Source organism: Streptomyces sp. NPDC005533, from assembly GCF_042871845.1.
Lineage (GTDB): Bacteria > Actinomycetota > Actinomycetes > Streptomycetales > Streptomycetaceae > Streptomyces.
In genome coordinates, this window is record NZ_JBIAJH010000060.1 from 20178 (window position 1) to 29681 (window position 9504).

The 9504-nt window shown below is 71.2% G+C and carries 6 protein-coding genes; 1 reads left to right on the forward strand and 5 read right to left on the reverse strand.

From position 1 onward, the window contains the following. Positions 1-173: 173 nt before the first annotated feature. The 4 genes from ACFYP3_RS33990 to ACFYP3_RS34005 all read right to left on the reverse strand — a co-directional run bounded on the left by ACFYP3_RS33990 (position 174) and on the right by ACFYP3_RS34005 (position 6255). Positions 174-1832, reverse strand: a complete 1659-nt coding sequence (locus tag ACFYP3_RS33990) for a hypothetical protein (RefSeq protein ID WP_388841287.1) — start codon at positions 1830-1832, stop codon at positions 174-176. Between the two features lie 239 nt (positions 1833-2071). Continuing rightward, positions 2072-2947, reverse strand: coding sequence for a hypothetical protein (locus tag ACFYP3_RS33995; protein WP_388841290.1), 876 nt, complete (start codon positions 2945-2947; stop codon positions 2072-2074). Positions 2948-3100: 153 nt separating this feature from the next. Beyond that, the gene (locus tag ACFYP3_RS34000; RefSeq protein WP_388841304.1) at positions 3101-3745 is read right to left on the reverse strand and encodes a GAP family protein; all 645 of its coding nucleotides are present in this window, start codon (positions 3743-3745) and stop codon (positions 3101-3103) included. Positions 3746-3948: 203 nt separating this feature from the next. After that, positions 3949-6255 (reverse strand): ADP-ribosyltransferase domain-containing protein, encoded by a 2307-nt coding sequence (locus ACFYP3_RS34005; RefSeq protein WP_388841293.1) that lies wholly within the window; start codon positions 6253-6255, stop codon positions 3949-3951. Between the two features lie 285 nt (positions 6256-6540). Between ACFYP3_RS34005 and ACFYP3_RS34010 the strand changes: the two genes are divergently transcribed. Then, the gene (locus tag ACFYP3_RS34010; protein WP_388841296.1) at positions 6541-8031 is read left to right on the forward strand and encodes an MFS transporter; all 1491 of its coding nucleotides are present in this window, start codon (positions 6541-6543) and stop codon (positions 8029-8031) included. Positions 8032-8048: 17 nt separating this feature from the next. Here ACFYP3_RS34010 and ACFYP3_RS34015 read toward each other — a convergent pair whose 3' ends face one another. After that, on the reverse strand, positions 8049-9194 hold the full coding sequence (locus ACFYP3_RS34015; RefSeq protein WP_388841298.1) for a mechanosensitive ion channel family protein: 1146 nt from the start codon (positions 9192-9194) through the stop codon (positions 8049-8051). Positions 9195-9504 lie beyond the last annotated feature (310 nt).

Below are 9504 nucleotides of genomic sequence, written 5' to 3' on the forward strand. Positions count from 1 at the left end.
GGGGCGCGGAAATTTCGCCGACCGGCTTGATTTCGGCGAATTCCCTGAGCGTTTATGGGGGACGGTCGGGGCGGGTGCGGGCACGTGGCGGGGCGGAAACGGGGCGTGCCCCGGGAACGGCCGCAGTGGCCGTTCCCGGGGCACGGTGGTGAGGCGGGGGCCCGCCGGGCGGATCAGTACTCGTAGAGACCGAACATGTCGACCACCATGTCGGTGGGCTCCCAGCTGCGGTTCCAGAGGTCGATGACGCCGGTCTTGCCGGTGCTCGCCTGGACCAGGTTCGGCACGGTCGCGCCCTTCGTCCAGTTCAGGCTGGAGGAGTTGGGCGGAGTCGGCCGGCTCTGGGTCCCGCCGAGGTACTGGGCCCAGGTGTTGGGGTCAGGGGCGACCGTGAGGTGGCCGTCGCCCTGGGTGTTGGTGACCGTCGCGTTCAGGACGTAGCCCGTGACCCACGGCTTGCCGTCGCCGAGCGGCAGGTAGCTGTAGTCCTGGCCCGGCACGACGGACCACTCGCGCGAGTCGTAGAGCCGCGTGGGCGTGACGGGCAGGTAGGCGGCCTTGCTGCCGGGGCTGTAGTAGCCGACGACGTCCACGATCACGTCGGCCGGGTCCCAGCCGCCGTTGCGGACGTTGATCCTGCCGTCGGAGCCGACCGGGACGATCACCGAGTTCGCGATCGTCTGGCCCGCCGTGAAGTTGACGTTCGAGGTGGACGGGGCCTGCTGCCCGCTCGGGAAGAGCGTCAGGTGGCCGGCGCTGCGCGGGTTGGTGACCGTGACGTTGAGGGCCACGGCGGTGACGCCCGAGGACGGGACGCCGGCCTGGCCGGCGATCTGCACGGGGAAGGTGCTCTGCCCGGCGACCTGGCCCCTGGCGGTGCCGAGGCCCTCACGGCTGTCGACGATGCGGGCCGGGTCCAGCGAGGTGTAGCCGCTGGCGTTGGTGCGGGTGAAGTACCCGGTCACGTCGGCGATCAGGTCCACCTCGCCGTAGCTGCGGTTGACGAACTCCACGTAGCCGTCCGCGCCGACCGGCACGATCGTCATGTTCGGCACGGTCTGGCCCGCGACGAAGTTGACGTTCGAGGTGTTGGGCTGCTCCGTGCCCGACGGGTAGGCCGTGACGTGGCCGCCGGAACGGGCGTTGGTGACGGTCAGGTTGAGGGCCACGGCGGTCGCACCGGCCGGAATGCCGCTGTTGCCGCCGATCTTCACCCGGGTCGTGCCGTACGGGAGGACCGGGCCGGCGGCGGCGCCGGTGCCGTCGCGGGTGTCCAGCAGCCGGGTCGGGCCGTGCGGGGTGAACTTCGAACCGGACGCCTGGACCTCCACGCTGTTGGTGGCGGTCACGTTGTGGTTCAGGTCGGTCAGCGTGACCGTGACCGTGTGGGTCCCGACCTCGGCGAACTTGTGGTCCGTTTTGAGGAGTTCGGCGTTGGTGGTGTGCCTGGTGTCGGTCTGGCCGTCACCCCAGTTGATCTCGACGCGGATCGAGGACTCGACGCTGGTGCTGATCCGGGACGCCAGGCTGATGCCGTGCGCGGTGGTGCCCGAGGCGCGCAGGTCGACCGCGAGGCCCGGGTTGGCCTCGGCGGCGCCGGCGGCCTGCGCGGCGGCCGCCTTGCCGTGGTCGCCCGTGGCGGCGGGCGCGGTGGTGGCCTTGCGCACCGTGCGCTCGGCCGGGCTGTGGAAGACGGCGGCCCCCGCCGCCGCGCCCTTCGCGGAATCGATCTTTGCGGCGACGCCGCCCGCACGGTCCGCGGGCTGGTCTGCGGCCTGGGCCACGTTCGGCACGAAGCCGATGGCTGCCGCGACGACGGCAGCCGAAATCATGACGCGGTGACGGTGCACCGGTCCCCCCTTGCTATTGAACCTGTTCAGAAAGTAAAGCGCGTTCAGAGTACACACATTGCCGGTCAAACATGAACATATTTCCGCAACGGACGAACGCCCTGCTGCTCAGGACGGCAGGGCGTGCACGGTGGTTGCACCAGAGGTGATCAAGTTGTCGGTGGCGCGCGAAGTGCCGGGGTGGCACTCGGGGTTGACGTGACCGGTGCGGCGTTGCGGCGTCAGGAGGCGCCGGTGACCTTCCGCAGCCTGTACAGGTCCTCGGAATCCGGGTGGTCGATGCGCTGGTAGATCCGGGGCTCCTCCTCGGTGCCGCCGACGCTCCACGCCGGCCAGGAACACCCCGGGACCTGTATGCGGACCTTCTGGCTCCGCACTCCCCGCCCCGGCTCGTACGACCAGGTGCCGGAGCCCGAGCACTGGGGCGGCAGGCGGTCGGGGTCGGCGCCGGGGCCGTACTCGGCGACGCCGAAGGCCGAGACCCGGCCGTCCGACGTGAAGACCAAGTTTCCGCCCGTCTCGTCGACCCAGGTGCCGGGCATGGTCGCCGGGCCGATCGCCGGCGGCTCGTAGGCGGGCAGCAGGCCGGCGGTGAGCCCGAGTGCGCCGAGCAGGCCGGTTCCCGCCACCCCCGCCGCACCCCACAGCGCCACTTGCCGGCCCAGTCCCGGGTGCCGGGGGCGGGCGAGCAGGCCGCCCGTCGAGAGCGACGCGGTGGCGATCGCCCAGAAGACGAGCACGGGCCGCGTCTCCACGTGGTTGTACGCCGCGAAGGCCCAGATCGGCGGTGCCACCAGGGCGGCCACCGCGAGCGGGACCCACCACCACGCCTCGCGGCCGCCGATCCGGCGGCCGAGCTGGTCGGCCAGCGCCACCGCGGGCAGGACGAAGACCAGGGACAGCAGGAACGCGACCACCGCGACGAGCACGCCGAGGGAGAGCAGGCCCCCCACGAGCCCGGTGTGGTCGACCGGGCTGTCCGGCGGCGGTTGCGTCCGGACGTACAGCAGGACCACCACGACGGTGAGCGCGACCTCCAGCCAGCCCACCAGCGTCGAGACCAGCAACATCCGGCCGTACGACCGTTTCTGATGCACGGCCGACCCCCCTCGTGGCACGGCGAACTGGACGCGTCGCCGTAGCCGGTGGCGCGCGGATCCATACTGCCAGCCGGACTGAACGCGTTCAATTCATTCTTCGTGCGTGCCCGGCGGCCTGCCTGGCCGCCTGTCTGGCCGTCGCCGAGTGGGTCAGGCGACCAGCTCGTAGATGCCCCGGGCCGCCAGCCACAGGCCGGCGAGCAGGGAGAGCGTGACGATCAGCTGCTCCTGGTGCTGCTCGAGCCACCGGCGCAGGGCGTCCAGGCGGGCGCCGGCGGCGGCCGGTGCCCAGACCGTGTACATCTCCATGACGATGAGGCCGAGCGTGGCCAGCAGGCAGTAGCCGGTCAGTGCGAGCCAGTCGGCGAGGGAGGAGAGGTCCGCGGCGACGACCGTGGCCGCGCCGGCGCCGACCAGCGCCCAGGGCTGCAGCAGCCAGGCCAGCCCGGCGGCCGTGACCAGTGAGGCGCCGTCCACCCGGGCGGTCCAGCGCGGCGGGCCGTGCGGGCGGGGCGGCCGTCGGCGCCGGTGCGCTCCGTACAGCACCATCCCCAGGCCGATGGCGAGTTTCGCGCTCGCCGCGGCGGTCGACGGCGCGCTGTGGCGGGCCGGGGGCTCGCCGCCGGTCAACAGCACCACGCACGCGATGACCACGACCAGGTTGGCGAGCCACGACAGCAGGAACGCCAGGCCCTTGCGGACGCCTCGCTGTGAGGAGAGCAGCAGGATGAAGGCGCTGTTGTGCAGCGGGCCCAGGGTGATGGCCAAACCGATCACGACCAGGTCGAGGACCATCAGCGCAGTCACTCCCGGAGGCCAGGGCCGTCTGCCGCCTTCGCAGGGTGGACCGCAGACGGGGTCGGGCGGCGCTGTCACGACACCGCGTTCCGACTCTGCGTCCGGCGGCCCCGGGCGGTCAAGCAGGCCACGCGCACGTCCCCGAATGCCGCACGGGACCTCGGTGCCGAGGGGGAGGTGGAAGGGGGCCGCCGGGTCGGTCAGGACACCTGGGGGGCGGCGTCCACCTCGGTCAGCTTGACCGTGTACAGGCCGCTGCGCTCGCTCTTCACGTCCGTCACCTTGAGCTGCGTGCCCGGGGTGAGGATGTACTCCTCCTCCCCCGTGAAGGCGGAGAAGCGCCGGATCCCGACCGCCTTGGCGGGCGTCACCTCGAAGAGGGTCCGCTTGCCGCGGCTGCCCAGGAAGGACCGTGCCACGTTCAGCTGGGAGGTGCACGAGGAGACGCCCCACCAGGTGACCGTCCGGCCCACCGGGTACTGCGCCCGCAGGTCCAGCGATACGCCGCGCCACAGCGGCTGCGTGTGCGCGGGCAGCCCCGAGACCGCCGAGAACAGCAGGCGCAGGTACGGCAGGTAGGGAGTGACCCGGCTGCGGTCCGGGGAGCGCAGGACGGCGTTGATCTCGCGGTAGAACGCGGACTCGCAGGTGTAGAGGTGGAGCGCGGCGATCGCGTCGGCGGACAGGCCGCCGGAGGTCTCGTCCGCCCGCCGCTTGCCGAAGTCGCGTGAGCGGTCGATGTGTCCGGCGAGCCCGGACAGCGTGCGGGCGACCGGTGCGACGGCGTCCTGGAAGTCCATCAGCGGGGTGTCGAAGACGCCGGTGATCGCGGGGAGGACCAGGCCCTCGTCCTTGACGCTGGTCAGCCGCTCCAGGTACAGCTGGTGCAGGTTCATGGTCGACTCGATGAAGGCGCCCATGCGTGCCGCGACCGCCCCGTCCGCGCCGGCCGTCGCCGCGTTCCATCCCTTGCTGGGCAGCCAGTCGATCGCGTCGGCGCCCAGTGCGGTGAGGGCCTCGTTGACCAGGGCGAAGTGATCGCCCTCGCAGAAGATGTCGCCCTGCGCCGCCGGGTTCGCGTGGTCGATGTGCCGGACCTCGACGTCCGGGTACTTCGCCTGGAGCCGCAGGACGACCCGCTTCAGGTTGCGGGCGTGCGCCCCCCACCAGGCGAAGACGATCCCGCGGTCCTCCTCGTCGGCGTCCTGCTTGGCCTTGAGGATCTCCTCGACGATCCGTTCGGCGACGGGCCGCCAGAACGCCGTGTGCTGGTCGGCGCCCATCGCTCCGTCGCCGCTGGCGGTGAGCGAGGCGTTCAGCAGCAGCACGCCCTGCGTGAGCATCGCCTGGAACCACTCGGGCGGCTGGACGGTGTCCTGCTCCTTCAGCAGCGCGCGCACGTCCGCGATCGGGGTCTTCTTGGCTATGCCGTACTTCCACATCGCCGCCGCCTTGATGAGGCAGCGGATGCTGACGACCCTGCCGAACTGGCTGTCCTTCCAGTCGCTGAAGGTGTTGTCGAACATGGCGATGCCGGTCGCGCTCTCCGCCCGCGGGTAGGGGTTCTGGCCGAAGGCGACGACCTTCCACTTGTGCGGCGGGTGGGGCTTGAGGGCCTGGAAGGTCAGCTCACGCACCGGGACGACCTCGGGGCTGCGGCCCTTCCCGATGAAGCGGGGGGCGTCCGGCAGCGCCTCGATGACCGGCTTCAGGAGCGGAAGCCAGGGCTCGCCGCCGCCGTCGAAGAGTTCGGTGAGGGCCAGCGGGTCGTGCGCGTCGGTCATGGCGGAGGGGCTCTCGTTCGTCGTCGTCGGGGCGGGGACATGGCCGGCGGGGGCGGGCTGGGCGGCTTTCGGCACCACGATGCGCACCCGTTCCTCGGCGGGGGCGTTCTCGATGCCGTTCAGCTGCGTGACGAGGGTGGCGCGCAGCTCGTCGTCGTCCTCGAACCAGTGGTCGTGGAAGAGGGTGTAGCCGGTCCACATGAGGTTGGCGCAGACCCTGGCCGGGACCCGGCCGGTCTGTGCGCCCATCCCGACCAGGGCCACGGAGCGGATGCTGCCCGGCTTCTGCCGGTTCTGGCGGTGCACGGCCTGGAACGCGGCGGCGCAGGCCAGTGCCACGTTCAGTGTGGCGCTCACGTTCTGCGAGGACCGGACCATGGTCGGGGTCGATATCAGGTACCGGGGGGTGGTCGCCCCCGACGGGACGCAGACCGCGCTGCCCACCGGGAGGACTCCGGCGTACCGCTCGCGGATCGCGCGCTGCACGCGTACCTGGATGCCGGATCCGAGGTGGCGTTTGACGGCGGCGTCGACCCCGCCGTCCATCCGGCCCCGGGAGTTCGTCGGGGTGACCCAGGCGTCGACGTCCTCTTCGAGGATCGAGCCCCGGCGGATCTCGATGCCGGGGGTGTCCGCGAACGCCGCCCGCCATGCCTCCACCACGCGCTCGTTCACGTCGGTCAGCACCACCCTCAGCGTGGGCTGAACACTGCTCTCGGTCATCGTCCGCTCCTGTCGGGAAAGGCCTTCGCCACACTGCGAACGTAACCGCCAGCACTGACAACGACGCTCCGGTGCGCCCGGGGTGAGCAGCCGTCACAGCTGCGGAAACGTCCCGCCCGCAGGGTTGGGGCCGCGCCGGGTGTGTCGCGGCGGGTGGCTTGGGGCCGGGCGCGCAAGCTGGGACGCGGCCCCGGGCGGCCGGCCGTGATCACGGCCGCATGTCCGAGCGGATCTCGGGAACCCGGCAGGGCAGGGGGGCGTTCGAGATGGAGGGAACAGGAAGTTATGGCATCCGACTCATCGCCGGTGCCCGTGGCGGCCACCACCGGCACCGTCACCACGGCGGTGCCGGCCCGCCTCGACCGCCTGCCGTGGTCCCGGTGGCACTGGATGATCGTGATCGGCCTCGGCACCGTCTGGATCCTCGACGGACTCGAGGTCACCATCGTCGGCAACGTCGCCGGCCGCCTCGCCGAGGAAGGCAGCGGTCTCGACATCACCGCCGCGCAGGTCACCGGTATCGCCGCCGCCCTCTACGTGGCGGGCGCCTGCCTGGGGGCGCTCTTCTTCGGCTGGCTGACGGACCGCTACGGCCGCAAAAGGCTCTTCATGGTGACCTTGGTGGTCTACCTGGGCGCGACCGCGATGACCGCGCTCTCCTTCGAGTCGTGGTGGTTCTTCCTCTTCCGCTTCCTCACCGGCTTCGGCATCGGCGGCGAGTACGCGGCCATCAACTCGGCGATCGACGAGCTGATCCCCTCCCTCTACCGGGGCCGGGTCGACCTCATCATCAACGGCAGCTACTGGCTCGGCGCGATCGGCGGCGCCCTGCTGTCCGTCGTGATGCTCGACACCGACATCTTCCCCAAGAACCTCGGCTGGCGGCTCAGCTTCGCCCTCGGCGTCGTCCTCGGCCTGGTCGTCCTGCTCGTACGCCGACATGTTCCGGAGAGTCCGCGCTGGCAGTTCATCCACGGCAGGCAGGAAGACGCCGAGGAACTGGTGTCGTCGGTGGAACGGCGGATCGAGCAGGAGAAGGGCGAACCGCTCCCGCCGCCGGCCGGTGAGATCACCGTCCACCAGCGCAAGAGCATCGGCTTCGGCCTGATCGCCAGGACGGTCTTCGGCCGCTACCCGCGCCGCGCGTTCCTGGGCCTCGCGCTCTTCATCGGCCAGGCGTTCCTCTACAACGCCGTCACCTTCGGCTTCGGCACCATCCTCACCACGTTCTTCGACGTGCCGACGGGCAACACGGGCTACTACTTCGCCGTCATCGCCGCGGGCAACTTCCTGGGGCCCCTGCTGCTCGGCAAGCTGTTCGACACCGTCGGGCGCCGGATCATGATCTCCTCGACCTACCTGCTGTCGGGTGTGCTCCTGTTCGGCACGGCATGGCTGTTCGACCAGGGATCGCTCACGGCGACGACCATGACGGCCTGCTGGTGCGTGGTGCTGTTCTTCGCGTCGGCGGGCGCCTCCAGTGCGTACCTGACCGTCTCGGAGGTCTTCCCCATGGAGACCCGGGCCATGGCCATCGCCTTCTTCTACGCGCTCGGCACCGCGGCCGGCGGCATCAGCGGACCGCTGATCTTCGCCGACCTCACCTCCTCGGGCGTGGTCGGCGACACGGCGCTCGCCTTCCGGATCGGCGCCGCGCTGATGTGCGCCGCCGGCCTCGTGGCGGCGTTCCTCGCGGTCAAGGCCGAGCGCCGTTCGCTGGAGGACATCGCCGAGCCGCTGTCGGCGGCGAAGCCGGACCCGGCCGGCACGCGGTGACCACGCCCTTCGGCGGCCTAGCGGCCGCTGTCGATGACTTCCGTGCGGTCCGTGCGGCCCATGAGGTCCGTGGCGGTCGACGGTGACGCCGCGCGCTGGTGGGGCACGGGCGGGTGCGCGGGCGAGGCGGGGTGCTCGTCGTGCCGGAGGGCGACCGTGCGGGTCGGGGCGGGGATGGAGATGCCCTCCGTACGGAAGCGCCGGTGCAGGCGTTTGATGAACTCGTGCTTGATCCGGTACTGGTCGCTGAACTCGCCGACGCCCAGGATCACGGTGAAGTTGATGCGGGAGTCCGCGAAGGTGTGGAAGCGGACGGCTCCCTCGTGGTCGGGGACGGCGCCGTTGATGTCGGCCATCACGCCGTCGACGACCTCGAGGGTCACCCGTTCGACGTGCTCCAGGTCGCTCTCGTAGCCGACTCCCACCTGGACCAGGATCGAGAACTGCTGTTCCGGCTGGGTGAAGTTGGTCATGTTCGTCCGCGCGAGACGCCCGTTGGGGACGATGACCAGGTTGTTCGACAGGTTGCGCACCACGGTGTTGCGCCAGTTGATGTCGACGACGTACCCCTCCTCGCCGCTGGTGAGCCGGATGTAGTCACCGGGCTGCACGGTCTTCGAGGCGAGGATGTGCACGCCGGCGAAGAGGTTGGCGAGGGTGTCCTGGAGTGCGAGGGCCACCGCCAGACCGCCCACGCCGAGGGCGGTGACCAGGGGCGCGATGGACACGCCGAGGGTCTCCAGGGCGACGAGGGCGCCCATCACGAGGACCACGATCCGGGTGATGTTGACGAAGATGGACGCCGACGCGGCCACCCCGGTGCGGGTCCCCGCCACGGACTGGACGAGGCCGGCGACGACCCGCGCCGTGCTGAGGGTGGCGATGAGGATGAGCAGCGCGGTCAGGGACTGGCTCACGAACCCCGAGACCGGGGCGGTGAGCGGCAGGGTCGTGGCGGCGACCGCGGCGCCGGCGATGAGCGCGGCGCCCGGGGCCATGGTGCGCAGCGCGTCGACGATGACGTCGTCGCCCTTCCACCGGGTCCGCTCGGCGTGCCGGCCCAGCCACCGCAGCAGGGCGCGCAGCAGCAGCCCGGCGGCGGCGCCCGCCGCCAGCGCGATGCCGGCGACGAGCCAGTCGTGGAGGAGGAGATCCCGCTTCAACGGACCTCCTCCGCGGCGCGTCCCCGGCCCGGGGGCGTGGCGGCGGGCGCCGCCGGGCGTCGTATGAGGTGTGTCGTCACCTTGTCACCTGTCAGTTCGTCGTGCTGTAAGCCGCGTTCGGGCGTGTGTACGCATCCGGAACGGGCTGCCATCCTGCCCCATGACGGGGTGACGCACCGCAGGCGGGGCGGGTCGGGCGAGATCCGGCAGAGGGGGCCTAGTGACCTGAGTCAGAGATTCGGTGGCAGTAGGCGGCGACCTTGTCGAGGATTTCGTCGGCTGTTTTCGTCCAGGCGAGGGGTCGTGGGTG

Coding starts and splice junctions, on each gene's coding strand:
- ACFYP3_RS33990 (WP_388841287.1), bottom strand. CDS start 1,832: ATGATTTCGGCTGCCGTCGTCGCGGCAGCCATCGGCTTCGTGCCGAAC.
- ACFYP3_RS34005 (WP_388841293.1), bottom strand. CDS start 6,255: ATGACCGAGAGCAGTGTTCAGCCCACGCTGAGGGTGGTGCTGACCGAC.
- ACFYP3_RS34010 (WP_388841296.1), top strand. CDS start 6,541: ATGGCATCCGACTCATCGCCGGTGCCCGTGGCGGCCACCACCGGCACC.
- ACFYP3_RS34000 (WP_388841304.1), bottom strand. CDS start 3,745: ATGGTCCTCGACCTGGTCGTGATCGGTTTGGCCATCACCCTGGGCCCG.